Source organism: Lentzea sp. NPDC058450, from assembly GCF_042721395.1.
Classification (GTDB): Bacteria; Actinomycetota; Actinomycetes; order Mycobacteriales; family Pseudonocardiaceae; genus Lentzea.
This window is the reverse complement of sequence record NZ_JBHXLO010000002.1, coordinates 163022-189351: the sequence shown is the minus strand read 5'-3', so window position 1 is coordinate 189351 and position 26330 is coordinate 163022. Positions and strand designations below refer to the sequence as shown.

At 70.0% G+C, this 26330-nt stretch carries 21 protein-coding genes; 13 read left to right on the top strand and 8 right to left on the bottom strand.

Features of this window, described 5'->3' with window-relative positions; all coding sequences use genetic code 11:
* Both ACFWNN_RS05085 and ACFWNN_RS05080 read right to left on the bottom strand, forming a co-directional pair.
* Complete coding sequence (locus ACFWNN_RS05085; protein ID WP_382438568.1) at positions 1 to 972, bottom strand: carbohydrate ABC transporter permease; 972 nt, start codon at positions 970 to 972, stop codon at positions 1 to 3.
* Positions 972 to 2249: an extracellular solute-binding protein gene (locus tag ACFWNN_RS05080; protein WP_382438567.1), complete on the bottom strand. Its 1278-nt coding sequence runs from the start codon at positions 2247 to 2249 to the stop codon at positions 972 to 974. Before ACFWNN_RS05080 ends, ACFWNN_RS05085 begins: the two co-directional genes overlap by 1 nt.
* Positions 2250 to 2371: 122 nt before the next feature.
* On the opposite strand from ACFWNN_RS05080, the gene ACFWNN_RS05075 reads away from it, so the two are divergent.
* The 3 genes from ACFWNN_RS05075 to ACFWNN_RS05065 all read left to right on the top strand — a co-directional run bounded on the left by ACFWNN_RS05075 (position 2372) and on the right by ACFWNN_RS05065 (position 6751).
* Positions 2372 to 3385, top strand: coding sequence for a LacI family DNA-binding transcriptional regulator (locus tag ACFWNN_RS05075; RefSeq protein WP_382438566.1), 1014 nt, complete (start codon positions 2372 to 2374; stop codon positions 3383 to 3385).
* 10 nt (positions 3386 to 3395) lie between these two features.
* Positions 3396 to 5687 (top strand): glycoside hydrolase family 3 N-terminal domain-containing protein, encoded by a 2292-nt coding sequence (locus ACFWNN_RS05070; RefSeq protein WP_382438565.1) that lies wholly within the window; start codon positions 3396 to 3398, stop codon positions 5685 to 5687.
* Positions 5688 to 5755: 68 nt separating this feature from the next.
* Positions 5756 to 6751 (top strand): TerC family protein, encoded by a 996-nt coding sequence (locus ACFWNN_RS05065; protein ID WP_382438564.1) that lies wholly within the window; start codon positions 5756 to 5758, stop codon positions 6749 to 6751.
* Positions 6752 to 6754: 3 nt separating this feature from the next.
* On the opposite strand, the gene ACFWNN_RS05060 is transcribed toward ACFWNN_RS05065, so the two are convergent.
* Positions 6755 to 7927, bottom strand: a complete 1173-nt coding sequence (locus ACFWNN_RS05060; RefSeq protein WP_382438563.1) for a serine/threonine-protein kinase — start codon at positions 7925 to 7927, stop codon at positions 6755 to 6757.
* A gap of 196 nt (positions 7928 to 8123) precedes the next feature.
* Here ACFWNN_RS05060 and ACFWNN_RS05055 point away from each other — a divergent pair, with 196 nt between their 5' ends.
* Positions 8124 to 8534 carry a hypothetical protein gene (locus ACFWNN_RS05055; protein ID WP_382438562.1) on the top strand — a complete coding sequence of 137 codons (411 nt, stop codon included), beginning with the start codon at positions 8124 to 8126 and terminating at the stop codon, positions 8532 to 8534.
* Here ACFWNN_RS05055 and ACFWNN_RS05050 read toward each other — a convergent pair.
* Positions 8531 to 9538, bottom strand: a complete 1008-nt coding sequence (locus ACFWNN_RS05050; protein WP_382438561.1) for a LacI family DNA-binding transcriptional regulator — start codon at positions 9536 to 9538, stop codon at positions 8531 to 8533. The two genes, ACFWNN_RS05055 and ACFWNN_RS05050, sit on opposite strands and share 4 nt — an antisense overlap.
* A 125-nt stretch (positions 9539 to 9663) precedes the next feature.
* Between ACFWNN_RS05050 and ACFWNN_RS05045 the strand changes: the two genes are divergently transcribed.
* Genes ACFWNN_RS05045 through ACFWNN_RS05010 form a run of 8 tightly spaced genes read left to right on the top strand, consistent with a single transcriptional unit; the run spans position 9664 to position 19076 of the window.
* Complete coding sequence (locus ACFWNN_RS05045) at positions 9664 to 11166, top strand: sugar ABC transporter ATP-binding protein (protein ID WP_382438560.1); 1503 nt, start codon at positions 9664 to 9666, stop codon at positions 11164 to 11166.
* Positions 11167 to 11212: 46 nt separating this feature from the next.
* Positions 11213 to 12262, top strand: coding sequence for an ABC transporter permease (locus ACFWNN_RS05040; RefSeq protein WP_382438559.1), 1050 nt, complete (start codon positions 11213 to 11215; stop codon positions 12260 to 12262).
* Complete coding sequence (locus ACFWNN_RS05035) at positions 12255 to 13214, top strand: ABC transporter permease (RefSeq protein ID WP_382438558.1); 960 nt, start codon at positions 12255 to 12257, stop codon at positions 13212 to 13214. Before ACFWNN_RS05040 ends, ACFWNN_RS05035 begins: the two co-directional genes overlap by 8 nt.
* Positions 13211 to 14272 (top strand): rhamnose ABC transporter substrate-binding protein, encoded by a 1062-nt coding sequence (gene rhaS / locus ACFWNN_RS05030; RefSeq protein WP_382438557.1) that lies wholly within the window; start codon positions 13211 to 13213, stop codon positions 14270 to 14272. Before ACFWNN_RS05035 ends, rhaS begins: the two co-directional genes overlap by 4 nt.
* A 2-nt stretch (positions 14273 to 14274) precedes the next feature.
* Positions 14275 to 14586 (top strand): L-rhamnose mutarotase, encoded by a 312-nt coding sequence (locus ACFWNN_RS05025; RefSeq protein WP_382438556.1) that lies wholly within the window; start codon positions 14275 to 14277, stop codon positions 14584 to 14586.
* Between the two features lie 16 nt (positions 14587 to 14602).
* Positions 14603 to 15757 carry an L-rhamnose isomerase gene (gene rhaI / locus ACFWNN_RS05020; protein WP_382438555.1) on the top strand — a complete coding sequence of 385 codons (1155 nt, stop codon included), beginning with the start codon at positions 14603 to 14605 and terminating at the stop codon, positions 15755 to 15757.
* A complete protein-coding gene (locus ACFWNN_RS05015; protein ID WP_382438554.1) occupies positions 15757 to 17781 on the top strand; it encodes a bifunctional aldolase/short-chain dehydrogenase in 2025 nt (674 codons plus the stop codon). Before rhaI ends, ACFWNN_RS05015 begins: the two co-directional genes overlap by 1 nt.
* Positions 17778 to 19076, top strand: a complete 1299-nt coding sequence (locus tag ACFWNN_RS05010) for a rhamnulokinase family protein (RefSeq protein ID WP_382438553.1) — start codon at positions 17778 to 17780, stop codon at positions 19074 to 19076. The genes ACFWNN_RS05015 and ACFWNN_RS05010 overlap by 4 nt, the downstream gene beginning before the upstream one ends.
* Positions 19077 to 19080: 4 nt before the next feature.
* On the opposite strand, the gene ACFWNN_RS05005 is transcribed toward ACFWNN_RS05010, so the two are convergent.
* Complete coding sequence (locus ACFWNN_RS05005) at positions 19081 to 19536, bottom strand: hypothetical protein (protein ID WP_382438552.1); 456 nt, start codon at positions 19534 to 19536, stop codon at positions 19081 to 19083.
* Positions 19537 to 19566: 30 nt separating this feature from the next.
* Complete coding sequence (locus tag ACFWNN_RS05000; RefSeq protein WP_382438551.1) at positions 19567 to 20406, bottom strand: CPBP family intramembrane glutamic endopeptidase; 840 nt, start codon at positions 20404 to 20406, stop codon at positions 19567 to 19569.
* A 181-nt stretch (positions 20407 to 20587) separates the two neighbouring features.
* Here ACFWNN_RS05000 and ACFWNN_RS04995 point away from each other — a divergent pair, with 181 nt between their 5' ends.
* On the top strand, positions 20588 to 20737 hold the full coding sequence (locus ACFWNN_RS04995) for a hypothetical protein (protein WP_382438550.1): 150 nt from the start codon (positions 20588 to 20590) through the stop codon (positions 20735 to 20737).
* Here ACFWNN_RS04995 and ACFWNN_RS04990 read toward each other — a convergent pair.
* Complete coding sequence (locus ACFWNN_RS04990) at positions 20697 to 23795, bottom strand: family 78 glycoside hydrolase catalytic domain (protein WP_382438549.1); 3099 nt, start codon at positions 23793 to 23795, stop codon at positions 20697 to 20699. The two genes, ACFWNN_RS04995 and ACFWNN_RS04990, sit on opposite strands and share 41 nt — an antisense overlap.
* A gap of 139 nt (positions 23796 to 23934) precedes the next feature.
* On the bottom strand, positions 23935 to 26187 hold the full coding sequence (locus ACFWNN_RS04985) for a cellulase family glycosylhydrolase (RefSeq protein ID WP_382438548.1): 2253 nt from the start codon (positions 26185 to 26187) through the stop codon (positions 23935 to 23937).
* Between the last annotated feature and the right edge of the window lie 143 nt (positions 26188 to 26330).

The following is a 26330-nucleotide window of genomic DNA, read 5'->3' as shown; positions in this document are numbered from 1 at the left end:
TCAGCGCACCCCCGTCAAGGCGCCCTCGGTGTCCCGGCGCAGCGCGAACCGCTGGTAGAACAACGCGAACACGAAGCAGATGATGAAGAGGATCACCGCGACGGCGCTGCCGAACCCGAACTCGTAGCGCTTGAACCCGTGGTCCACCAGGTAGGTCGCCATCGTCGTCGACGCGTTGGCCGGCCCGCCCAGCGTCATGATCCAGACCAGGTCGAACAGCTGCAACGACCCGATCACCGACAGGAAGATCCACACGCGGATCGTCGGTCCCAGCAACGGGAGCACGACGTGCCGGGTGGTCTGCCAGGCGCTCGCGCCGTCCAGCGCGGCCGCCTCGCGCAGCTCCGCCGGGACGCCCTGCAACCCGGCCAGCAGCAGGATCACCCCGAAGCCGATGTACTTCCAGGTGATCACGACGAACAGCGTGTAGAGCACGATCGACTGGTCGGCGAGCCACAGCTGCACCAGCCCGCCGAGGCCGGCGGCGCGCAGGATCTCGTCGACGAAGCCGCCCGGTTGCAACATGAGCAGCCAGATCACCGCGGTCACGGCCTCGGACAGCACGTACGGCGCGAAGACCACCATGCGCAGGAACGTCCGGCCGCGCAGCTTCCGGTTGAGCAGCACGGCCAGGCCGATGCTGAGCGGCAGCTGCACGACGACGGACAGCACGGCGATGATCAGGTTGTGCCCGATGGCGCCCTGGAAGACCTCACCGGAGAAGGCGTCGACGTAGTTGTCCAGCCCCACGAACTCGGTGAGCGGCCCGAAGCCGTTCCACGAGTAGAGGCTGTAGTACGCGGCGACGCCGATGGGGATCAGGACGAACCCGGTGAACAGCACCAGTGCCGGAGTCAGCAGCAGGGCGAGCTCGAGCCGGGTGCGGAGGCGGGACCGCCGCCGGGTGCCCCCGGCCGCTGGCGCGTGCGGCACGGGGGCGGTCGGCGGCCGCGTGGTGATCGCGGCACTCATCACTTGTTCCCGGCAGCTGCTTCACTCACCGATTTCACGATGGTGTCGGGTCCGCCCTGGCCCGCGAAGAAGTTCGCGATGGCGTCGTTCAGGGCCTGACCGACCTTCGTCGGGAACGCGGTGTCGAAGTAGAACTGCACGAACGACGCCTTGGTCATGGCATCGGCGATCGTCTTGTGCGGTTCGCTCTTCAGCGCGGCCACCCCGGCAGGGGTCACCGGCAGACCGGAGTTGGTCTCGGCGAGGATCTTCTGCACGTCGTCGCCGACGAGGTGCCCGAGGAACTCCGCGCAGGCCGTGGCCGCACGCGTGGTGCAGGAGAACCCGTCACCGCCGCCGAGCAGCACGGTCGGATCGCCCTGGCCTCCCGGCACGCTCGGGAACGGGAACCAGCCGATCTTCGAGCCGATCTCCTTGTCCTCCGTGAGCGCCTGCATCACGTCGGGGTTCCAGTCGCCCTGCAGTTCCATGGCCGCCTTGCCGTTGGCCATCAGGCCCGCCGAGCTGCCCGCCCCCTGCTGAGCGGGCGTCCCGACGAACCCGTCCTGGAACGGTTTCGTGTCCAGGAAACTCTTGAGGTTCTCGCCCGCCTTGAGGAAGCACGGGTCGCTGAGCTCGGTCTTCTCGACCGCCTTCTTCAGCGTGTCGACCGAGCACTGGCGCACCGCGAAGTAGGCCCAGTAGAACGCGTCGGGCCAGCGGTCCTTGCCGCCCAGGGCGATCGGCGTGACACCAGCGGTCTTCAGCTTCGCGACGGCCGCGTTGAGCTCGTCCATCGTGGTCGGCGTCGCGGTGATGCCCGCCGACGTGAAGATGTCCTTGCGGTACCAGAACCCGACCGCGTGCATCAGGTACGGCGCGCCGTACTGCTTGCCGCCGACCTTCCAGCCGTCGGCGTTCTTGGCCAGCGGGCCGATCCAGCCCGACGAGGCCTGCGTGATGTCGGCGATCTTGCCGGACTTCAGCTGGTCGGCGAGCGCGCCGCCGCCCCACTGCTGGAAGAGGTCCGGCGGGGTGTTGCCCTGCAACGCGAGCGGCACCTTCGTCTGGAACTGCTCGTTCTGCAGCGGTTCGATCGTGAACTTCGTGTTCGGGTGGGTCTTGGTGAAGTCGTCGGCGATCTGCTGCCACTTCGACTTCATCGGCTCGGTGGTCCGGTTGTGCCACCAGGTGAGCGTGACTGGTCCGTCGGTGGAGGCGTCACCGCCGCCACCACTGCACCCGGCCAGCACGAACGCCGCGGCGGCGAACAACGCTAGGGGCTTTCTCGAACGCATGGGGGTCCACTCCTGACGACGTCGGCCGAGTTGGACTGCCTGTGTTGGGGCCAGAGACTCTCGCGCTGGTCGGCCTCGTGTCAATCGTTGTCGATAACGTTTTACACGGCTAGCCTGTCCGAGTGCCTCCAAGCCCTCGCGTCACGATCAGGGACGTCGCCGCTCAAGCCGGCGTCTCGGTCGCCACCGTGTCCAAGGTCCTCAACAACCGGTACGGCGTCTCCGCCGACACGTTCGCGCGGGTCACGGCCGTGATCAAGGATCTCGGGTACGAGGCGAGCCTCGTCGCGCAGAGCCTGCGCAACCGCCGGACGAACGTCATCGGCATCCTCGTCGCCGACATAGAGCCGTTCAGCACCGAACTGCTCAAGGGCGCGGCGGACGCCATCCGCGGCACGGGCTTCGAACTGGTCGTGTACTCGGCGGGCGGGCGGACCACCGACCCGCACGGCTGGGAGCTGCGGTACCTGTCGCGGCTGAGCGGCACCCTCGTCGACGGCGCCGTGCTGGTCACCCCGGCCGTCGACCTCGAAGGCATCCCGGGCACACCGGTCGTCGCGGTCGACCCGCACACCGGACGGGCGGCGCTGCCGACCGTCGACTCCGACAACCTGCACGGCGGCCGGCTCGCGACCGAGCACCTGCTCTCGTTGGGGCACACCAGGATCGCGATGCTCACCGGCCGCGCCGACCTGAAGTCCGCCCAGCAGCGCGAGACCGGCTACCGCGGCGCGCTCGCCAGCGCGGGCGTCCCGGTGGACGAGTCCCTGGTGGTGCGGGGTGACTACGTCGCGGACGTGGCCGCCGCGTCCGCCCGTGAGCTGCTGGCGCGCCCCGACCGGCCGACCGCCGTGTTCGCCGCCAACGACATCTCCGCCATCGCGGCCATCGAGGCCGCCCGCGAGCTCGGCCTGCGGGTGCCGGAGGACCTGTCGGTGGTCGGCTTCGACAACCTCCCCGAGTCCGCGCTGTGCTCGCCGCCGCTGACGACGGTGCAGCAGCCGATCCGCGAGATGGGGCACCGCGCCCTCGAACTGCTGGTGAAGCTCATCCAGAACGAGGAACCGGCCGACACCCACATCACCCTGGGCACCGATCTGGTCGTCCGGCAGTCGACACGTCCACCGACACCCTGAGGTTGTTCCTGTGACGACAGAAGCCACCACGCCGGACGAAGTCTGGCGCAACCCGCACGCCCCCGTGGCCGACCGCGTGCGCGACCTCGTCGCGCGCATGACGCCGCAGGAGAAGATCGCGCAGCTGCAAGGGATCTGGGCCGGCATCGACGCCGCCGGCGAGATGGCACCGCACCAGCACGAGTTCGCGGTGGCACCACAGGACTTCGACGTCCTGACCCGGCACGGCCTCGGCCAGCTCACCCGCGTGTTCGGCACACGGCCGATCGCGCCGGAGGTCGGCGCCCGCACGCTCGCCCGCACCCAGCGGCAGATCATCGAGTCGAGCCGGTTCGGGATTCCCGCGATCGCGCACGAGGAGTGCCTGACGGGGCTGGCCGCGTGGCAGGCGACGGTCTACCCGTCGCCGTTGTGCTGGGGCGCGACGTTCGAACCGGACCTGGTGCGGCGCATGGCGGAGCGGTTCGGTGGCTCGATGCGACGGCTCGGCGTCCACCAGGGTCTGGCGCCGGTCCTCGACGTCACGCGCGACCTGCGGTGGGGACGGGTCGAGGAGACCATCGGCGAGGACCCGCACTTGGTCGGCACCATCGGCGCCGCGTACGTGGCGGGACTCGAGTCGGCCGGGATCGTGTCCACCCTCAAGCACTTCGCGGGCTACTCGGCCTCTCGCGCCGGACGCAACCACGCACCCGTCTCGATCGGGCCGCGCGAGTTCGCCGACGTGGTCCTGCCGCCGTTCGAGATGGCGCTGCGGGCCGGTGCGCGTTCGGTCATGAACTCCTACGCGGACAACGACGGCGTGCCCGCCGCGGCCGACGCCGGGCTGCTCACGGACCGGCTGCGCGACGAGTACGGCTTCACCGGGACCGTGGTGTCCGACTACTTCTCGGTGGCGTTCCTGCACAAGCTGCACGGGGTGGCCGCCGGGCGCGAGGACGCGGCCGCGCAGGCGCTGACGGCCGGGATCGACGTCGAACTGCCCACTGTGGACTGTTACGGCGAGCCCCTGCTGGAGGGCATGTACTTCGACCGCGTGGACGCGGCGCTGGTCGACCGGGCGCTGACCCGCGTGCTGACGCAGAAGATCGAGCTGGGCCTGCTCGACCCCGGCTACTCCCCCGCGCCCGCCGCGGACCTCGACCTGGACGACGCCGAGTCCCGTGCGCTCGCCCGCGAGGTCGCCGAACGCTCGATCGTGTTGCTGCACAACGACGGCGTGCTGCCGTTGGCCCGCAAGCGCCTGGCCGTCGTGGGCCCGCGCGCGGACGAGGCCGGCGCGATGATGGGCTGCTACTCGTTCCCGATGCACGTCGGCGTGCACCACCCGGACGTCGAGATGGGCGTCGAGGTGGTGACGGTGCTGGAGGCGTTGCGCGCGGACCACGACGTGGTGTTCGCTCGCGGCTGCCCGGTGCTCGGCGGCACCGACGACGAGATCGCCGAGGCCGTCGAGGCGGCCCGCCAGGCGGACGTGTGCGTGGTCGTGCTCGGCGACCAGGCAGGCCTGTTCGGCAACGGCACGTCCGGCGAGGGCTGCGACGCCGCCGACCTGACGTTGCCCGGCCGGCAGGAGGAACTGCTCGAAGCGGTGCTCGGCACCGGCATGCCGGTCGTGCTCGTGCTGCTCTCGGGCCGCCCCTACGACCTGTCCCGGCAGGTCGACCGGCTCGCCGCCGTCGTGTGCGGCTTCTACCCCGGCCAGGAGGGCGGGAAGGCGCTCGCGGACGTCCTCAGTGGACGCGTGAACCCGTCGGGCCGGCTGCCGGTCAGCTTCCCCGGCGCCGGTTCCAGCCAGCCCTCGACGTACCTCGCGGCCCAGTTGGCGAGGCGCACCGAGGTCAGCACGGTCGACCCGACGCCGCTGTTCCCGTTCGGGCACGGCCTCTCCTACGCCCCGGCCACCTGGGTGACCGCCGGCTGCGAGGAACGCGAGTGGCCGACCGACGGCCACGCCCGCGTGCACGTGGTCCTGCGCAACGACATGGACATCGCCACCACCGAGGTCGTCCAGATCTACCTGCACGACCCGGTGGCGGAGGTCGCACGCCCGGTCCGGCAGCTGATCGGCGCCCTCAAGGTGGACCTGGAGCCCGGCCGGACCAGGACGGTCACCGCCCGCCTGCACGCCGACCTGGTCTCGTACACCGGCCGCGCGGGCCACCGCCAGGTCGACCCCGGCGACGTCGAACTGCACGTCGGCACGTCGAGCGCCACCATCCACACCGCTTTGAAGCTCGCCATGACCGGCCCTGCGCGTCTGGTCGGCTTCGATCGGGTGACGACACCCGACTTCGCCTAGCGGATTCCCCCGTCCCGGCCCGGTAGCGTCCACTGCGGACGGATCGGGCCGCCGGAGGGGTGTTCGTGGTGCTGGAGATCAGCGGACTGACGTGGGCTTTGACGATCGGCGTGATCGTCGCGCTGCTGGCGGTGGACCTGGTGCTGGCGGCGTGGCGGCCGCACCGCATCGGGTTCCGCGAGGCGACGCTCTGGTCGGTGTTCTACATCCTCGTTGCCATCGGCTTCGGCGTGTGGTTCGCGAGCGCGTACGGCGGCGGCTTCGGCGCGGAGTACTTCGCCGGCTACATCGTCGAGAAGAGCCTCTCGGTCGACAACCTCTTCGTCTTCGTGATCATCATGACGACGTTCCTCGTGCCGGAGGAGCACCAGCACAAGGTGCTGACGTTCGGCATCGTCCTCGCGCTGATCATGCGCGGCATCTTCATCGCGGTGGGCGCGACGCTGCTCTCGTTGTTCTCCTTCATGTTCCTGCTGTTCGGCCTGCTGCTGATCTTCACGGCCGTGCAGCTGTTCCGGCACCGCAACGAGGACCCGGACGTCGAGAACAACGTCGTGGTGAAGACCGCGCGCAAGCTCATCCCCGTCACCGACGACTACGTCGGCGGCAAGATCTTCACGCGCGTCGACGGCCGGCGCCTCGCCACGCCGTTGTTCGTGGTGCTGGTCGCCATCGGCGGCGTCGACCTGCTCTTCGCCCTCGACTCGATCCCCGCGGTGTTCGGCGTGACCGAGGAGCCCTACATCGTCTTCACCGCCAACGCGTTCGCCCTGCTCGGCCTGCGCGCGTTGTTCTTCCTGGTCAAGGGCCTGCTCGACCGTCTCGTCTACCTGTCGGCCGGACTCGCGATCATCCTCGCGTTCATCGGTGTGAAGCTGATCCTGCACTGGGCCCACGTGGACATCTCGGCCAGCGTGCCGGAGGTGCCGACGCCGCTCAGCCTGGGCGTGATCATCGGCATCCTGGTCGTCGTGACGGTCGCCAGCCTCGTCAAGACCCGCAACGACCCGTCGGCCAAGGCCCACCCCGGCTCGCTGCGGGGCAGCCGGGAGGACAAGCACTGACCGTCAGCCGTGGCCCTTGCCGCCCTTCCCCTTGTCGGGCGGCTTGATCTCGGGTGGCTTGTTCTCGGGCGGTTTGCCCTTGCCGCTGTCGCCCTTGCTCCCGGCCGGCGCGGGTGGCACTGCCTGCGCGGGCGGCACCGTCGACTCGTTGACCACCGGCACCACCGCCTGCTCGGTAGTGCTCGGCGCGGACGTCGCGGGCGCCTGGGCTGGTGCTTCCGAGGCCGGTGCTGAAGTCCGGTCCATCGCCAGGAGTCCTGTGCTGACCGTGGCGACGAGCACGGCGCCCACCGCCAGCGCGGTCATTCCTCGCGGGCGGCGGGACACCGGCTCCGTGACCAGGGTCGGGGGCTCGGTGATCACCGTCGGCGGTTCGGTCACGACGGTCGGTGGTTCTTCTTCGGCGCGCAGGGCTTCCGCGCACTCCAGCGCGGTCGGGCGGCGGGCCGGGGACAGCGAGGTCATCAGGGACAGCAGGCGCACCAGGCCGAACGGCAGGTCGTCGGGGATCACGGGCGGGCGGTGCAGGCGGGCGACGGCCGCCTCGATCTCCGCGCCCTCGTACTCGCGGCGGCCGGTCAGGCATTCCAGCAGCACCAGGCCCAGCGCGTACACGTCCGCCGCGGCCGTGACCTCCTCGCCGCGCACCTGTTCCGGTGCCAGGTAGGCGGCGGTGCCGACGACCTGGCCGGTCAGCGTGATGTGAGCGCCCCCGGTGGCTCGGGCCAGGCCGAAGTCGGCCAGCCGCGGGAGGGCCTCGTCGTCCAGCAGGATGTTGGAGGGCTTGATGTCGCGGTGGACGAACCCTCGGGTGTGAACGTGCGCAAGTGCGTCGGCCAGTGCCGCGCCCAGCTGGCGCACTTCGTCCGCCGAGCGCGGGCCGCTGTCGATGTGATCGCGCACAGTGCGGCCTTCGACGAGTTGCAGCACCACGAACGGGGTCTCGGCCTCCAGGTCCGCGTCGTAGATCGCGATCAAGCCCGGGTGGGAGAGGCCGGCGAGGGTGCGGATCTCGCTGTCGAACCGGCGGGCGTCTGCCGGGTGGGTGAAGAGCTTGATGGCCACGTCGCGCGCGAGGAGGGTGTCGGTGGCGCGGCGCACCACGGCCATGCCGCCCGTGCCGAGCACTTCGCCCAGCCGGTACCGGTCGGCGAGCAGAACACTGTCCGTCGGCATGGCTGGACCTTTCGGCGCGGGCAGGACTGCACAGGGGTGCCCACCCGCTCGGTGATCCAACCGCGAGAAGTCGCCGAGCCGGGAAACCGGTGCCGGGCAGGACGGCGATCAATGGCCCCTCGCCACGTTTCGGTCGTTCTCGTTAATGTCGGATTGCGGCCGCATCCGCCCTTCCACGAGAACGAGGTGAAGAATCGTGCGTGCAATTTCCGCGATCGTCCTGGCCGCGACCGCGATACTGGCCACCGCTTTGCCGGCGGCCGCGGCTCAGGTCGACGCCGCGGTGGCGTTGCAGCCGCAGGCCAGACTGGAGGCGCGCGGGGTCGCCGTCGTCGTGCCCACCCGCGTGATGTGCGCAAACGGCGCGACCGGGTCGCTGTGGGTGCAGGTCACGCAGAACGTGCGCGGCGAGCTGGCGGTGGGTGACAAGTACACGCCGAGCGTTCCGTGCACCGGCGATTACCACAAGGTCGACGTGACCGTGGTGTCGCGCACGAAAGCATTTCGCCAGGGCGTCGCGTTCACTTCCGCGTCGCTGAACGTGTTCCTCGCGCCGGACAGTTCGAATGCCGTCGAGGAAGACCGCGAAATGATGCTCGTCCGTTAACGTTTGATCGCGGTCGACGCGCGGACCACGAGCTCCGGCTGGAACTTCACGTGCCGGTGCTCGTGGTCCGGTTCGTTCTCCGCGAGCAGCAGCTGGGCGGCCGTGCGGCCGAGCTGGTCGCGTGGCTGGCGCACGGACGTGAGCGGCACGGCGGCGGCCGCGGCGAACTCGATGTCGTCGTAGCCCACGACGGCCAGGTCGTCCGGCACGCGCAGCCCCTGCTGGGTCATCGACTGCAGCAGGCCCAGTGCGAGCAGGTCGTTCGCGCAGAACGCCGCGGTGGGCCGCCGGGACGCCGGCAGCCCGACGAGCCGCTCCCCCGCCCCTCGGCCCTCGGCGACCTGCAGTCCGCGCGTCTCCAGGAACGTCAGCGCGTCTGCGGGGAGCCCTGCGGTTGTGAGCGCTCGCATCGCGCCTTCCCGCCGGTCTCGCACCTGCTGGATCGACAACGGCCCGCCGACCATCGCGATGCGGGTGTGGCCGTTCTCGATCAGGTGGGTCACCGCGAGCTCACCGCCGAGGACGTCGTCCACGGCGACCGAGCACCTGCTGCCGTCCGTCGCCTCGCGGTCGACCAGCACGACGGGCGTGCCGCGTTCGGCGAGCTGGGCGTTGTCGGCGTCGACGGGCGTGATCAGGATGCCCTCGACGCGTTGTTCTTGGAGCAGCTCCAAGTACTCGCGTTCCCGTCCCCCGTCCGAGGCGCTGTTGCACAGGAACAACGCGAAGCCCGCCTCGCGCGCCGCGTCCTCCACCCCGCGCGCCACGTCCGTGAAGAACGGGTTCGCCGCGTCGAGCACGACGTAGGCGAGCACCCGGCTGCGGCCCGCGCGGAGCTGGCGCGCCGACTCGTTGCGCACGAACCCGAGCTCCTCGATCGCCGCCAGCACCCGTTGCCGGGTGGCGGGAGCGACGACGTCGGGCCGGTTGAGCACGTTCGACACGGTCGCGTTGGAGACGCCGGCGTGCTGCGCGACCTCGCGGATGCCCACTGACGGCTTCACGGGCGGCTCCTTTGTTGAAACGTGACAACGAATCGTACCTCCTGCATCTTGACATGCCGCTTCGCCGCACCCAGAGTGCACGTAACTCAGGTGTTAAAACGTTTCAACATCGAGGAGACACGGACGTGGACCGACCTCCCGTGGTGGCACTGGACGAGGTGAGCAAGTCCTTCGGCGCCGTCCGCGCGCTGTCCGGGGTGTCGCTGCGACTGCTGCCGGGCGAGGCCCACGCGTTGCTCGGCGAGAACGGCGCCGGCAAGTCGACCCTGATCAAGACCTTGGCCGGAGTCCACCGCCCGGACGCCGGTCAGGTGCTCGTCGACGACGCTCCGCACCGCTTCTCCGGCCCCGCCGACGCCCTGGCCGCGGGCATCGCGATCATCTACCAGGAACCGACCCTCTTCGGTGACCTCTCCGTGGCCGAGAACGTCTTCATGGGCCGCCAGCCCCTCGGTTTCGGCCGCCGCATCGACGTCGCCGAGATGCACGCCCGCACCTCGGACCTGTTCTCCCGCCTGGGAGTCCGCCTCGACCCGGCCCGCCCGGCCCGTGGACTGTCCATTGCGGACCAGCAACTCGTCGAGATCGCCAAGGCCCTCTCGTTCGACGCCCGCGTGATCGTCATGGACGAACCGACCGCGGCGTTGTCGGCCCACGAGGTCCACCGGCTTTTCGGCGTCGTACAAGCACTTCGCGCACAGGATGCCGCCGTCCTCTTCGTCTCCCACCGCCTGAACGAGGTCTTCGAGCTCTGCCAGCGCGCCACGGTCCTGCGCGACGGCGAGTTCGTCTGGTCCGGCCCCCTGGACGGCGAGAGCCCGGACTCCCTGGTGCGCCGCATGGTCGGCCGCGAACTCTCCCAGCTCTACCCCAAGGAGGACACCACCGCGGGCGAGACGTTGCTGTCCGTCCAACGCCTGACGCGAGAAGGTGTCTTCACCGACGTGTCGTTCGACGTCCGCGCGGGCGAGATCGTGGCGCTGTCCGGCCTGGTGGGCGCGGGCCGCAGCGAGGTGGCCCGCGCGATCTTCGGCATCGACCGCCCCGACGCCGGCTCCGTGCACGTCCACGGCCGCCGCCTGAAGCCCGGCTCCCCCACCGCCGCGATGGCCGCCGGCATCGGCTTCGTGCCGGAGGACCGCCGCCAGCAGGGCCTGGTCATGGACGCGTCCATCGAACGCAACACCGCCCTCGCCTCGCTGGGCCGCCTGTCGACGTTCGGCCTCCTGCGCCGCCGCTCGGAAAGCGCCCTGGCCCAGGACTGGGCGGTGAAGCTGCGGCTGAAGTTCGCCCGGCTGAGCGACCCGGTGGGTGTGCTGTCCGGCGGCAACCAGCAGAAGGTCGTGCTGGCGAAGTGGCTGGCGCGCAACCCTTCCGTGCTCATCGTCGACGAACCCACGCGCGGCATCGACGTCGGCACCAAGGCCGAGGTGCACCGCCTGCTGTCGGACCTCGCCGGGCAGGGCGTCGCGGTGCTGATGATCTCCTCGGAACTGCCGGAGGTGCTCGGCATGGCCGACCGCGTTCTGGTGATGCACGAGGGCCGCCTGGTGGAGGAACTGGAACGGGCCGAAGCGACCGAGGAACGAGTGGCACTGGCAGCGGCAGGGCAGGTGGCGGCCGGATGACCACACGACTCGAAAGCACCGCCACCGCCCAGCCGGCGGTGACCTCATGACCACCCAACTCACCCCCACCTCCACCCCACCCACCTCGCGCCGCACCGCCGCCCGCCGCCTCTCCACCCGCGTCGGCCGCGTCCGCGAACTCGGCATCGTCGTCGCCCTGGCCCTAGTCGTCATCCCGACGGCGATCGTCAACCCGCGCTTCATCCAGCCCCAGAGCCTGCGCGACCTCCTCCTCAACGCCTCGATCGTCGCGCTGCTCGCCGTCGGCCAGACCCTCGTCGTCGTCACCCGCAACGTCGACCTGTCCGTCGGCTCGGTCCTCGGCCTGTCCGCGTTCCTCACCGCCCAGCACTTCGCCGACAACCCCGGAACCCCGCTGCTGCTGGGCATCGGCTTCGGCGTCGCGGTCGGCCTGGCCTGCGGCCTGCTCAACGGCCTGCTGGTGGCGCTGGGCAACGTCCCCAGCCTCGTGGTCACCCTCGGCACGCTCTACGTGTTCCGCGGCGTCGACTTCGCGCTGGCCCAAGGCAAGCAGGTCAACGCCTCCAACCTCCCCGACGCCCTGCTGAACCTCGGCAGCGCCCGGATCCTCGGCATCCCGATCCTCGTGCTGATCACCGTCGTGGTCATCGCGGTCGCCGCCGTCTACCTGCGCTCCTACCGCTCGGGTCGGGAGCTCTACGCCATCGGCTCCAACCCCGAGGCCGCCACTCTCGCCGGCATCCCGGTGGCGAGGCGAACGCTCACCACGTTCGTCCTGTCCGGAGCGATCGCGGGCCTGGCCGGCGCGCTCTGGGTAGCCCGCTACGGCACGGTCGACGCCGCCGCGGGCACCGGACTGGAGCTCCAGGTGGTCGCCGCCGTCGTGGTCGGTGGTGTCGCGATCTTCGGCGGCTCGGGCACGGTCACCGGCGCCGCGCTCGGCGCGCTCCTGCTGGGCACGATCACCAGCTGCCTGGTGGTGCTCCAGATCCCGGCGTTCTGGCAGCAGGCCATCGCGGGCGCGCTCCTGTTGAGCGCTATCACCGTCGACCGGCTCCTCGCGCTGCGGCTGGCGAAAGCCCTGCGCCGCACGGAAGGGACCAGCCATGCGTAACCTCCTGCGGTGGGAGACCGCACTGGTGTTCCTGTTGATCGTGGTAGCGCTAACAGGCCAGATCAGCACTGACGGGTCGTTCCTGTCCGGCGGCAACCTCTTCTACCTCGGCCTCGACATCGGCGAGATCGCCCTGATCGCGTTGCCGCTCACCTTGGTGATCGTCGCGGGTGAGATCGACCTGTCCGTCGCGTCGGTGCTGGGCCTCTCCAGCGCGTTGATCGGCTGGCTGTGGAACGCGGGCTGGTCGCTCGAGACCATCCTGCCGACCGTCATCGTGGTCGGCGCGCTGGCCGGAGCGTTCAACGGCCTGCTGGTAACGCGACTCGGCCTGCCGAGCCTCGCGGTCACGATCGGCACGCTCGCCCTCTACCGCGGCCTCGCCCTGGTGGTCCTGGGTGACACCGCCGTCGCCGATTTCCCGGCCAGCTACACGTCGTTCGGCACCACGCCCGTGCCGGGCACCGACATCCCGTACCCGATCGTGCTGGCGGTGGCCCTCGCGATCCTGTTCGGCGTCGCGCTGCACGCCAGCTCGTTCGGCCGGTCCGTCTACGCGATCGGCGCGAACGAGGAGGGCGCGCGCTTCTCCGGCATCCGGGTCAAGCGCGTGAAGCTGACGCTGTTCGTGCTCGCCGGGGCGGTGGCCGCGATCGCCGGCATCGTCTACACGTTCCGCTTCTCCAGCGCCCGCGCGGACAACGGCCTCGGGCTCGAACTGGCCGTCGTCGCCGCCGTGCTGCTCGGTGGCGTGTCCATCTTCGGCGGCCGGGGAACGCTCTTCGGCGTGCTCGCGGGCGTGCTGCTGCTGGGCGGGCTGCGCAACCTCCTGATCCTCCGGGACACCTCGACCGAGGTCCTCACGATCGTCACCGGACTGCTGCTTCTTGTGAGCGTTCTCGCCCCTTCCATCACCCGCCGCGTTGGAACTCTGCGAAAGGCCTCGACATGAAAACACGCCTAGTGCTCGCCCTGGTGATGTCCGGGGCCGTCGCGCTCACCGCCTGCGGTGGCACCACGAAGGAGAGCGCTAACAACGACACCGGTGGCGCGACGAACGCCGCGAAGGGCGACCCCAACGCGCCCCTCAAGGAAGGCCTGAAGATCACGTTCCTGCCCAAGCAGGTCAACAACCCGTACTTCACCGTGGCGCAGAAGGGCGCGGAGCAGGCGGGCACGGCGATCAAGGCCGAGGTCAAGCCCACCGGGCCGTCTGACGCGGCCGCGAGCAGCCAGGTCACCTACATCAACACCGCCGCGCAGCAGAAGCAGGACGCGCTGGTGATCTCCGCCAACGACGCCAACGCCGTGGCTCCCGCGCTGAAGAGTGCGCGTTCACAAGGCCTCAAGGTCGTCACGTTCGACTCCGACGCGGCACCGGACGCGCGTGACGTGTTCATCAACCAGGCCACGTCGAACGAAATCGCGGCCGGTCAGGTGAAGCTGATCTCCGAGGCGGTCGGCGGCAGCGGGGAGATCGCGATCCTGTCCGCGACCCCCAACGCCACCAACCAGAACGCGTGGATCGAGGTCATGAAGACCGAGCTCGCGAAGCCCGAGTACTCAGGGCTCAAGCTCGTCGAGACCGCGTACGGCAACGACGACGACCAGACGTCGTTCCAGAAGACGCAGGGCCTGCTGCAGGCGCACCCGAACCTCAAGGGCATCATCTCGCCGACCACGGTGGGTGTCGCGGCCGCCGCCCGGTACCTGAGCTCCAGCGAGTACAAGGGCAAGGTCCAGCTCACGGGCCTGGGGACGCCGAACCAGATGCGCAAGTTCGTGCAGGACGGCACGGTGAAGTCGTTCGCGCTGTGGGACCCGAGCAAGCTCGGCTACCTCGCCACCTACACCGCCGCCGCGCTCGCGTCCGGGCAGATCACCGGCGCCGAGGGCGAGAAGTACAAGGCGGGTGACCTCGGTGACTACACGATCGGCGCCAAGGGCGAGGTCGTGCTCGGCCCGCCGACGGTGTTCACGAAGGACAACATCGACCAGTTCGACTTCTGACCATGCGCGTCTGTTTCACCTTGCGGGTCCGCGCCGACCGGCTCGACGAGTACCGGGCGCGGCACCGCGAGGTGTGGCCGGAGATGCGGGCTGCCCTCACCGAGGCGGGTTGGCACAACTACTCACTCTTCCTCGCCGAGGACGGCCTGCTCGTCGGCTACCTCGAGTGCGACGACTTCGACGCGGCGCTCGCGGAGATGGCCCGCACCGAGGTCAACGCGCGCTGGCAGCACGAGATGGCGGAGTTCTTCGTCGGTGACGGCAACGCCGACGAACGGATGCGGCCCCTCGACGAGGTCTTCCACCTCGATTGAGTTTGGGGAGAACGAAATGAGCGTGAAGGACGCGCTGCGCGAGCAGCGGATCGAGACGCCGTCGTGGGCGTACGGCAACTCGGGCACCCGCTTCAAGGTGTTCGCACAGCAGGGAGTTCCGCGCACGCCGTACGAGAAGATCGACGACGCGGCGGTGGTGCACAAGCTCACTGGCGTCGCGCCGACGGTCGCGTTGCACATCCCGTGGGACCGGGTCGACGACTACGGCAAGCTCGCGGAGCACGCCCGCGAGCGCGGGGTCTCGCTGGGGGCCATCAACTCCAACGTGTTCCAGGACGACGACTACAAGCTCGGCAGCGTCTGCCACCCCGACGCGGCCGTGCGGCGCAAGGCTCTCGGTCACCTGCTCGAGTGCGTCGACATCATGGACGCCACGGGGTCGCGCGACCTCAAGCTGTGGTTCGCGGACGGCCTGAACTACCCCGGTCAGGACAACATCCGCGCCCGTCAGGACCGGCTCGCCGAGGCGTTGGCCGCGACCTACGACCGGCTGGGACCGGACCAGCGGATGTTGGTGGAGTACAAGCTCTTCGAGCCCGCGTTCTACGTGACCGACGTGCCGGACTGGGGCACGGCGTTCGCTCATTGCCAGCAGTTGGGCGAGAAGGCGCAGGTCGTGATCGACACCGGGCACCACGCGCCCGGCACGAACATCGAGTTCATCGTGTCGTTCCTGCTGCGGGCGGGGAAGCTCGGCGCGTTCGACTTCAACTCGCGCTTCTACGCCGACGACGACCTGATGGTGGGCGCGGCCGACCCGTTCCAGCTGTTCCGGATCATGCACGAGATCGTGCTGGCGGACGCGCTGAAGCCCGCCGCCGGCATCGCGTTCATGCTCGACCAGTGCCACAACCTGGAGCCCAAGATCCCGGCGATCATCCGGTCGGTGCTCAACGTCCAGGAGGCCACCGCGAAGGCCCTGCTCGTCGACCACAACGCCTTGGACGCCGCCCAACAGGCCGGTGACGTGCTGGAGGCCAACGCCGTGCTGATGGACGCGTACAACACCGATGTGCGGCCGCTCCTGCGCGAACTGCGGGAGGACATGGGCCTCGATCCCGACCCGACGGCCGCGTACCGGCGGTCCGGGTACGCCGAGCGGATCGTCGCGGAACGAGTCGGTGGCGAGGCCGCCGGGTGGGGTGCGTGATGGAGCAGGTCCAAGCGTTGCTGGGGCGAAGCAACCGGCTCGGTGCCGACCCGCGCAACACGAACTACGCGGGCGGCAACACCTCGGCCAAGGGATCGGCTGTCGACCCGGTGACCGGGCAGCCCGTGGACCTGATGTGGGTCAAGGGATCGGGCGGTGACCTGGGCACGTTGCGGGAGGCCGGGCTCGCGGTGCTGCGATTGGACCGCCTCCACGCGCTGGTGGACGTGTATCCGGGGGTCGACCGCGAGGACGAGATGGTCGCCGCGTTCGACTTCTGCCTGCACGGCAGGGGAGGCGCGGCGCCGTCGATCGACACGGCCATGCATGGCCTGGTCGGCGCCCCGCACGTCGACCACCTGCACCCGGACGCGGGCATCGCGTTCGCGACGGCGGCGGACGGCGAGGCGCTGACCAAGGCGTGCTTCGGCGACCGCGTGGCGTGGGTGCCGTGGCGGCGCCCCGGTTTCCAGCTGGGACTGGACATCGCGGCGATCCGGCGCGACCACCCGCAGGCGATCGGCGTGATCCTCGGCGGGCACGGCATCACGGCGTGGGGCGCGTCGAGCGAGGAGTGCGAGGCGCACTCGGTGGAGATCATCCAATCCGCGCAGCGGTATCTGGACGAGCACGGCCGCGCCGAGCCGTTCGGGCCGGTGGTGCACGAGCCGCTGTCCGGGAGCGAACGACGGGCGCGGGCCGCCGACCTGGCACCGGTGATCCGCGGCCTGGCCTCCACCGACAGCCCGCAGGTGGGCCACTTCACCGACTCGGACGTCGTGCTGGACTTCCTGTCCCGGCAACGGCATCCAGAACTCGGGGCGCTCGGCACGTCTTGTCCCGACCACTTCCTGCGCACCAAGGTCCGGCCGCTGGTCCTCGACCTGCCCCCGACCGCTCCCCTGACGGACGTCGTCACGCGCTTGGAGCAACTCCATGACGCGTACCGCGAGGAGTACCGCTCGTACTACGCACGCAACGCCTCGCCCGACAGTCCGCCGATGCGCGGCGCGGACCCGGCGATCGTGCTGGTCCCAGGTGTGGGCATGTTCAGCTTCGGCCGCGACAAGCAGACAGCGCGCGTGGCCGGAGAGTTCTACGTGAACGCCATCAACGTGATGCGGGGCGCCGAGTCGGTCTCCCGTTACGCGCCGATCGACGAGCGGGAGAAGTTCCGCATCGAGTACTGGTCGTTCGAAGAGGCCAAGCTCCAGCGCATGCCGAAGCCGAAACCCCTCGCCACCCGCGTCGCGCTGGTCACCGGCGGTGGCTCGGGCATCGGCCGGGCGGTGGCCGAGCGCCTGGCGGCCGAGGGCGCGTGCGTCGTCGTGGCCGACCGCAACGCCGACAGCGCCCGTGAGGTCGCCGAAGGCATCGGTTCCGCCGACGTCGCGGTACCGGTGACCGTGGACGTCACCTCGGCCGAGGGCATCTTGGAGGCGTTCCAAGCGGCGACGCTGGCGTTCGGCGGCGTGGACCTGGTCGTCAACAACGCCGGCCTGTCCATCTCCAAGCCGCTGGCCGAGACCACCGAGGCCGACTGGGACCTCCAGCACGACGTGATGGCCAAGGGCTCGTTCCTGGTCTCCCAGCGGGCCGCGAAGGTCATGCGCGACCAGGGCATGGGCGGCGACATCATCTACATCTCCAGCAAGAACGCGGTCTTCGCCGGCCCGAACAACGTCGCCTACGGCGCGGCCAAGGCCGACCAGGCCCACCAGGTCCGCCTGCTGGCGGCCGAACTGGGCGAGGACGGCATCCGCGTCAACGGCATCAACCCCGACGGCGTGGTCCGCGGCTCCGGCATCTTCGCGGGAGGCTGGGGCGCCCAGCGAGCCGCCGTCTACGGCGTCCCCGAGGAGAAGCTGGGCGAGTTCTACGCCCAGCGCACCCTGCTCAAGCGCGAGGTGCTGCCTTCACACGTCGCGGCAGCGGTGTTCGCGCTCACAGCGGGCGATCTGTCCCTGACGACCGGCCTGCACGTGCCGGTCGACGCCGGTGTCGCAGCGGCGTTCCTGCGATGAGAACGGTCGCGGCCGTCGACCTGGGCGCGTCCAGCGGCCGCGTCGTGCGCGGCGCCATCGCCGATGGCAACGTTCACATCGAGGAGGTGCACCGGTTCCCCAACGGCCCGGTGCACCGGGCCGGCCACCTGCGCTGGGACCTGCCCGCGCTCTACCACGAGGTCCTGACCGGCCTGAGACGCGCGGGAACCGTGTCGAGCATCGGCATCGACAGCTGGGCGGTCGACTACGGCCTGCTGGACGCGTCCGGCGAGCTCCTGGCCAACCCCGTGGCGTACCGGGACTCCCGCACCGACGGCATCGAGCCCAGGCCCGGCCTGTACGAGATCAACGGCCTGCAGTTCCAGCCGTTCAACACGATGTTCCAGCTCATGGCCGAACCCCTGCTCCCCCAGGCGTCCCGGCTCCTGCTGGTCCCCGACCTGCTCTCCTACTGGCTGACCGGCCAGTGCGGCACCGAGTACACCAACGCCACCACGACGGGCCTGATCGACGTCCGGACAGGACAGTGGTCGCCCGCCCTGACCCGGGACCTCCCACCAGGCCTGCTCCCGGACCTGCGGCGTCCAGGTGACCCGGCCGGCACGTTCAAGGGCATCCCGGTGACGGCGGTGGGGTCGCACGACACCGCTTCCGCCGTCGTCGCCGTGCCCGCCGAGAACGACCGCTTCGCCTACATCTCGTGCGGCACCTGGTCCCTGGTGGGCGTGGAGCTCGACGCCCCCGTGCTCACCGAGGCGAGCCGAGCCGCGAACTTCACCAACGAGGGCGGCGTGGACGGCACGATCCGCTACCTCCGCAACGTGATGGGCCTCTGGCTGCTCCAGGAGTGCCTGCGCACCTGGAACGCCGACCTGGCCCCGTTGCTGCACGAGGCCGCTGTCGCCGAGGGCGTGGTGTTCGACGCCAACGACCCGGCGTTCCTCCCGCCCGGCGACATGCCCGGCCGCATCGAACGGGTGTGCGGCAGGCCCCTGACCCGTCCGGAGACCGTGAGGTCCATCCTGGACAGTCTGGCGCTGGCCCACCGGGACGCGATCGTCGACGCGCAAAGCCTGTCCGGCAAGGAGATCGACGCGGTGCACGTCGTCGGCGGCGGCTCGCACAACGAACTGCTGTGCCAGCTCACCGCCGACGCGTGCGGCCTGCCCGTGATCGCCGGCCCGGCGGAAGCGACCGCGCTGGGCAACGTCCTCGTGCAGGCCCGTGCCGTGGGGGCAGCTCACGGCACGCTCGCGGACCTCAGAAAACTGGTGCGGGAGTCCCAGCCACTGCGGCGCTACCTCCCGCGGTGACGCGTCACGCGTAGGGGTTGCGCCCGGACAGCCCACCGACCTTGCAGGGCCCGTTGAACGCGTCACGACACACGACCACACCCATGTACGTGATCGAGTCGCCGCTGATCGACCACGTCAGGTTGTTGTACGTCGAGTAGTCCTCTTTGTCGCAACCGGAGTAGTCGTACCGCCGCGTGGGCGTCGAGTCAGGCGTCAACGACCCGTTGTAGAACAGGAAGTACGCGTACACCGGCTTGGCGTCGCATCCCCAGTCGGACACGATCAGGTCGATGTTGCCGACCGAGCTCCGCCCGGTCCAGTCGAACGTCGCCCCCGCGTACCCGTAGTCCTGGCCGGAGTAGATGAACTCCTGCGCGGCGGCCCCGGCGGACGGCGTGTTCACGGTGACGACCGAGAGCGCGGCCACCGCAGCGACCGCGACCCGGCTGACCAACTTGCTGAAGCGTCTTGAACCCATGGGCGGCAGTCAACAACGCCGGCCCGCCCACTAACGAGCCTTTGCACCTCGGCGCAATACCTGCCCCTGCTTCGTCGCCCGGCGCAGCATCACCACCGTGGCCACCGAGCACACAAGCAGTGCGAACAAGCTCGCCTCCGGCCCGAACGACCCACCGGTGAGCACCGTCGGCCCGTCCAGCGTCGTGCGCAGCAGCCCGTCCGGCACGTCCTCGGACCCGGACACCGCGATGCCGAACACCCCGGCGTGGGTGAAGTTCCAGGCGAAGTGCAGGCCGATCGGGAACCACAACGACCGCGTCAGCACGTACGCGGCGGCCAGCATCGCGCCACCGGTGAGCCCGATCGACAGCGCACCCCAGAACGTGGCGTTGACGTTGACCAGGTGCGTCATCCCGAACAACAACGACGAGACCACCAACGACACCACCGTCCCGGCGCGCTCCTCCAAAACGCGGAACAGCACCCCGCGGAACAGCAACTCCTCCATGGTCGCGACGCTGAACATCATCCCGCCGAGCCCGAGGAAACCCAGGAACGAGTGCCACTCCATCCCGCCCAGCCCGCCGAACACCGCGATCAACACCATCAACGCGCAGAACAACCCGAACCCGAGCGCCGCCCCCTTGCCGAGCCCGCGCCACCGGTCCCCCGCCAGCTCCGGCAGCTCGCTCCGCCCTTCCACGAACCGCGAGAGCGTGCGGTAGCAGAGGATCCCGAGCGCGGCGAGCCCGATGCCGACCGGCAACGCCAGCAACGGCACCGGCGCGACGAGGGTGTCGATGCCGACCACCGCCAGCATCACGGCGAACAGCACGACGAAGAGGATCGGGAACCTGAACCTGCGCAACCGAAAGGCACTGAGCTCCATGACTCCGACTTCCTGAGGTGGCCTGTGGGGACACCGCAAACGCTAGGGAGCCGGGCGGTTCGGGGAATCCCGCCGGAGAGGACACCTCGGCGTAGCTCTCACGGGGGACAGCGTCACTCCTAGGTCGCCAGCGGCCTGGTCGGCGACGCCCAGCCGGGCGCGGTCTGCGTGCAGGCGGTAGGTGCGTTCCACGGTCGCCGGCGCGATCCACGTCCTGCGCCGCGATCCCGGTTCGCCCGGACGAACCTCCTACGCGCGGTTGTCGCGTCAGCCGGTGGACGCCGCGCTGCTCACCGAGGGCGCGGGCCGGCCGGCGCGACGGCTCCGCTGAACTCCCACCGTCCATGAGGGACGGTCCGCACGCCGGCTCCGGGGACGTGCACCTCCGCGGTCGACCCCACCGGCACCTCGACGGTCAGGCGCAGCTTGCCGTCGACCTTCGTCCACGCCACGACGATCCGGCCGCGCACGCTGTCGAACTCCAGGCGTGCCCACGACAGCTCGGTCGCGGTCGGTCGCACCACGAACGTCCGGAAGCCCTCGTCGCCCGGTCGCAGGCCGGCGACGTGCTCGTAGAGCCACTGGGCGATGGTGCCCTTGAAGTAGTGGTTGCGGGAGCGGGTGCCGGTGTCCCACATCTCCCACATGGTGTCGGCGCCGTTGCTGAACCAGTGGCCCCAGCTCGGGTACGAGCGTTCGACGGCCATGGCGTGCGCCACGTCGGCGTGGCCGTTGTCGCTCAACGCCTGGAGCAGGACGCTGGCGCCCAGGCAGCCGACGTTCACGTGGTTGCCGTTCGAGCGGATCTCGGCGGCCAGCTTGTCGGCGACGGTCTGGATCGAGCCCGCTGGCACCATGCCGAACGCCAGCGGGATCGCGTTCGAGGTCTGGCGGTAGTCGGGGTCGCGGGAGGTGCGGTAGTAGCCGTCGAGGAACGTCCTGTTGAACTCCGCCAGCAACGACGCGGCCACCTCCCGATAACGCGGGACCGGCTTCCCGATCACGTCACCGAGTTCGGCGGTGTGCAGCAACGCCCGGTAGAGGTACGCGGTAGCGGTCAGGCGGGTGTCCTCGGGCGGGATGCCCCCGGAACCCGGCGGGAGGAAGTCGCCGAGCGCGGTGACGGCGAGACCGTCGCGCAGCCTGGCGATCTCCCAGTCCAGATAGCGGGTCAGCACCGGCCAGTGTTGCGCCGGCAGGCGGGAGTCGCCGTAGATCCGGTACATCTCCCGCAGCACGAACGGGTAGACGGTCGTCCACTCGGGAGCGGGCGCGAGTTCGCGGTAGCCCCAGCCGCCGGACGGGACGATCACCGGAATCTGGCCCGCGGTGTCCTGGCTGTCCGCGAGGTCGCCCAGCCACTTGGTGAAGAAGCGGGCCATGCCGAACTCGGCCAGCATCGACGGGGCGCCGACCTGGGCGTCACCGGTCCAGCCGTTCTTCTCGTAGGTCGGGGTGTCGGTGGGGATGCCGTGCAGGTTGTTGGCGACGGTGCGGCGCATCGCGGCGTCGTACTGCTCGAAGAGCGGCTCGGAGCAGCGGAACGCGCTCGCGCGCGGCACGTCCGAGTGCACCAGGCGGCCGACCAGGCGAGGCGCCGCCGAGAGCCCCGTCACCTCGACGTACCGGAAGCCCTTGTACGAGAACTTCGGCTCCCAGGTGCCGGTGCCGTCCGCGCACACGTACTCGTCCAGCTGGATGCGGCCGCCGCTGACGTGGCCGTTCTCCATGTGAACGCTGCCATCGGAGTTCAGGGTCTCGCCGTGCTTGAGCCGGACCACGGTCCCGGCCGCGGCGGTGACGGTGAGCTGGGTCCAGCCGGACATCGTGCGGCCCATGTCGGCGACGAACACGCCCGGCCTGAGCTGGGTCACGGTCGGCGTGACCGACTCGATCACGCGGATCGGCTCGTGCTCCTGGGCTTTCACCACTCCACGAGGCGCCGGGCGGAGCGTCGTGCGCTGCCACGAGCTGTCGTCGAAACCGGGACGAGTCCAGTCGCGTGGGGCGAGGCGGGCGTCGTAGGTCTCGCCGGTGTAGAGCGAGTTCGAGGTCGTGGGGCCGTCGGTCAGGCGCCACTGCTCGTCGGAGCTCACCACCGTGCGGGTGCCGTCGGGGTGGTCGATCTCCAGCTGTGCCAGGAGTTTCGGCTCGTCGTGCCACGGCGGGCGCTCCCACCGCCAGACGTTCGGCGTCTTCATGCCGTAGAAGCCACGGCCCAGCGTCACGCCGATCGCGTTGGCGCCGCGACGAACCAGGTTCGTCACGTCGTGGGTCGCGTACAGCACGGTGTTGTCGTAGTCGGTGAAACCGGGATCGAGCACGCGGTCACCGACGCGGCGGCCGTTGATCTCGGTCTCGTGGTAGGCCAGACCGCTGACGTAGAGCCTGGCCCGCCACACAGGCTTTGTGAGCGTGAACTCCCGGCGCAGCAACGGCGCGGGCTGCTCCTTCACTGTGACGTTCGCGCCCCACGGGCCTTGGCCGTACGGGTCGAGCACGGTCGCCGGGGTCCAGGACGAGTCGTCGAAGTCCGGTGCCTGCCAGCCGGGTTGCTCGGTGTCGGCGACCTTCCAGCCCGGTCCGGTGACGATCTCGCGCTGACCGTCGGCGAGCTCGACCACCAGTCGCAGCAGCAACCCGGCCGGGCCCGCCGAGCGGTTGGTCGCCCGCGCGGCCAGGATGATCCGACGGCCGGCCAGACGGGTCACGTCGGCGCGTTGACCGACCTTCCAGACGTCCACCTGTTGGGGAACGTTCACAACCTCGGTCCCGTTGACGTACAACGTGAAGTCGTCGTCGGCGGTCGCGACCAACCGTGCCCGCACCGCGTCCGCCGGGAGGTCGAGAGACGCGCGGAACCACCTGCTCTCCGCCGGGGTCGTCGCCGACCAGATCCAGCGGGCGCCGGTGAAGTCGATCGCCGTGTCCGTCGCGCCGATCCAGCGCGCCTGCCACGGGGTGCCCAGCAGCGCGGTCTCCCACCATGAGGTCGTGCTCCACGCCGACTGCCTGCCCGCGCCGTCCCACACCCGCACGCGCCAGTGGTAGCGAGTGCGCGGCTTCAGGTCCTTGCCGCCGAACGCGATTCCGGTGGTCTGCTCGGAAGCGACGCGGCCGGACTGCCAGACGTCCGCACGTCCGGGCGCCGTCCCGACCTCGACCTGGTACGCGGTCTGCCGCGCCCCGGTGCCGTCCGCCGCCAGCACCCACCCGAGTCGCGGCTTGGCCACGTCGGTGCCCAGCGGTGTCTCGGCGTACTCGACGGTCGTGCGCTCGACCCTCATCCCGCGAGCCTTGTGGTCCGGCTCGGCCGCCGCCACCCCCGTGGGGAGCGCGGTCACCGAGAGCCCGGCCGCCGATGTCTTCAGGAACGCCCGTCGCCGCACGTCATCTCCACCTTCGTCGCTGGATGAAACGTTTCAATTCCTGAGGCGACAGCCAGGGTGTTGGGCAGGCGACGACCGTGTCAAGGCAGGCCGAACCAGCCTGTCCGGAATCGGACAGGCTGGTTGTATCGTTTAAATGTCAACCTGTGGTGCAGGCGGAACCGTTGAGGCTGAACGAGGTCGGCGCAGGGTTGGAGCCGCTGTAGGTGCCGTTGAACCCGATGTTCGTGGACGCGCTCGGCGCGAGCGTGCCGTTCCACGTCAGGTTCGTCGCGCTCACGGCCGCGCCGGACTGCGCGAACGTCGCACCCCAGCCCGGCAGCGTCACCTTCTGGCCGCTCGCGTAGCTGAACGTCAGCGTCCAGCCGTTGATAGCGCTAACACCCGTGTTGGTGATCGTGACGCTGGCCGTGAACCCGTTGCCACCGCCCCAGTTCTGGGCGGAGTACCCGACCTTGCACCCGCCGCCACCACCGCCCGCGCTCGTGGTCGCCGACACGATGCCCGAGGCGGTGGACGTGTTGCCGGCCGCGTCACGAGCGCGCACCTGGTACCGGTAGGTCGTCGACGGGCTCAGGCCGGAGTCGCTGAACGACGCCGTCGCGGAAGAACCGACCTGGGCGAACGAACCACTGCCCACGGCCCGCAGCACGTCGTACCCGGTCACGCCGACGTTGTCCGTCGACGCGGCCCAGGTCAGCGAGAGTCCGGAGGACGTCACCCCCGAAGCCACCGGGGTGCCCGGCGTGGACGGCGCCTGCGTGTCCGCCGAGCCGCCGTAGATCGTCGCCTCCCGCGAGGTCTGGCGAACACCGTTGGCGCCGTTCAGCAACCGCTCACCCCACGAGGTCAGGCTCGCCGGGTTGAACGAGTTGACCATGTCCAGGTAGCCGACGTCGGAGCTGTTGCCGCTCCACGACCAGCCGAGGTACCCCAGGCCGCGGGCCTGCGCCTGAGCCATGATCGTGTCCTCGTCCGGGTCGCCGTCGCTGTGGTTGTGCCCGAACTCGCCGACCACCAGCGGCAGCCCGGCGGTCCGGAACGCGTCGAAATACGCGTTGACCTTGTCCGCCGTGTTGTAGACGCCGTACATGTGGATGGAGAACACGGTGTTGCGCAACGGATCGGCGGCCAGCACGGACGCCGCGTTGTCCCGCATGATGTTGCCCCAGTCCTGACCCCACATCGGCGCGTCGGCCATCAGCAGGTGCTGGAGCCCCGCCCCGCGCAACCGGCTGATCGCACTGCTGGTCGCACTCGCCCACGTGGCGCTGACCTGCGCGTTGTTGCCGAACGGCTCGTTGCCCAGGTTGATCACGACGTGGTTCTCCTGGCCCTGCAACGCCGAGGCGACGCCGATCCAGTAGGTTGCCGCCTGGTCCAGCGACGCGGCGCCGCTCTGCTCGCCGTACCCGGTGGTGTCGTGCACCTCCAGCACGCAGATCAGCCGGGACTGCTTGCACAGCGAGATGACGCTCGACACCTCGGACGCAGGCGTCGGTCCCCACCGCTGGCCGCTGCCGAGCACGACGCGAACCGTGTTGGCGCCGAAGGACTTGATGTCCGCGAACGCCCTGGTCTGGTTCTGGTACCAGACGTGCGCGTGGTTCACCCCGCGCATCACGAACGCGGACCCGTTCGCCTCGACCACCCGCGTGCCCTCGACGTGCAGGCCGACGGCCGCCGACGAGCCCAGCGCCGCGACGACGGCGGGGTACCAGCGGCTCTCGATCTTCTGGATGCCCGTCGTGCTGTTCGGATGCACGCCGTCACCCGTGTCGGACGCCGTGTTGAACCCGGTCCACTGGTCCACCACGGTGATCGGCGACGCTGACGTGCTGTTCGCCCGCGCCCAGCCCGGGATCGCGCTGTTCAAGTCGACCACCCGCTGCGCGCACGCCGAGCAGTTCGCCGGGGTCATCGGCAGGATCTGCGCGACCACCAGCTTGATCGCGGGGTTGCTCGCCCGCATCTGGCCGAGCATCGTCGTGTAGGCGCCCAGGATCGTGCTCGCCGGGACGTTGCTCCACACGTCGTTGGTGCCGAGGTGCATCAGGACGACGTCCGGCCGGGCGGACGAGAGCCAGCCCGGCAACTGGTTGTCCCGCACGATGTTCGTCGCGAGGAAGCCGCCGTGGCCCTCGTGCTCGCCGTCGTAGGCGAAGCCGCAGCCGTCGCCCGGCAGCGAGCCGACGAAGTCGACGTTCGTGTGCCCGGTGTCCTGCAGGTGTTTCCAGAGCAACGCCCGCCAGCAGCCGGGTGAACCGGTGATCGAGTCACCGAGCGCCATGATCCGGGTGGGGGCGGCGGCGCTCGCGGCGCCGGGAGCGATGGCCACGCAGGCCGCGAGCAGCAGTCCGGCCACCACCGCTCGGAGGAGTCTCAAGGTCATGACGGTCTCCTGGGGTTTGCGAAGGGATTCTGGGAGCGCTCCCGGATTTCGAAACCGTAGGCAGCGGGCGGATCGCGGACGTACCGCCGAGTGGCCCACCGGGGTGCGCTGACCTGCTGACGTCGGCTTGTCTTGCAGGACAA

Excerpts from the sequence above, each read along its gene's own strand:
- rhaS (WP_382438557.1), top strand. The coding sequence starts at position 13,211 with ATGAAAACACGCCTAGTGCTCGCCCTGGTGATGTCCGGGGCCGTCGCG.
- ACFWNN_RS05005 (WP_382438552.1), bottom strand. The coding sequence starts at position 19,536 with ATGGGTTCAAGACGCTTCAGCAAGTTGGTCAGCCGGGTCGCGGTCGCT.
- rhaI (WP_382438555.1), top strand. The coding sequence starts at position 14,603 with ATGAGCGTGAAGGACGCGCTGCGCGAGCAGCGGATCGAGACGCCGTCG.
- ACFWNN_RS05060 (WP_382438563.1), bottom strand. The coding sequence starts at position 7,927 with ATGCCGACGGACAGTGTTCTGCTCGCCGACCGGTACCGGCTGGGCGAA.
- ACFWNN_RS05040 (WP_382438559.1), top strand. The coding sequence starts at position 11,213 with ATGACCACCCAACTCACCCCCACCTCCACCCCACCCACCTCGCGCCGC.
- ACFWNN_RS05025 (WP_382438556.1), top strand. The coding sequence starts at position 14,275 with ATGCGCGTCTGTTTCACCTTGCGGGTCCGCGCCGACCGGCTCGACGAG.
- ACFWNN_RS05085 (WP_382438568.1), bottom strand. The coding sequence starts at position 972 with ATGAGTGCCGCGATCACCACGCGGCCGCCGACCGCCCCCGTGCCGCAC.
- ACFWNN_RS05035 (WP_382438558.1), top strand. The coding sequence starts at position 12,255 with ATGCGTAACCTCCTGCGGTGGGAGACCGCACTGGTGTTCCTGTTGATC.
- ACFWNN_RS05080 (WP_382438567.1), bottom strand. The coding sequence starts at position 2,249 with ATGCGTTCGAGAAAGCCCCTAGCGTTGTTCGCCGCCGCGGCGTTCGTG.
- ACFWNN_RS05015 (WP_382438554.1), top strand. The coding sequence starts at position 15,757 with ATGGAGCAGGTCCAAGCGTTGCTGGGGCGAAGCAACCGGCTCGGTGCC.
- ACFWNN_RS05000 (WP_382438551.1), bottom strand. The coding sequence starts at position 20,406 with ATGGAGCTCAGTGCCTTTCGGTTGCGCAGGTTCAGGTTCCCGATCCTC.
- ACFWNN_RS05010 (WP_382438553.1), top strand. The coding sequence starts at position 17,778 with ATGAGAACGGTCGCGGCCGTCGACCTGGGCGCGTCCAGCGGCCGCGTC.
- ACFWNN_RS04985 (WP_382438548.1), bottom strand. The coding sequence starts at position 26,187 with ATGACCTTGAGACTCCTCCGAGCGGTGGTGGCCGGACTGCTGCTCGCG.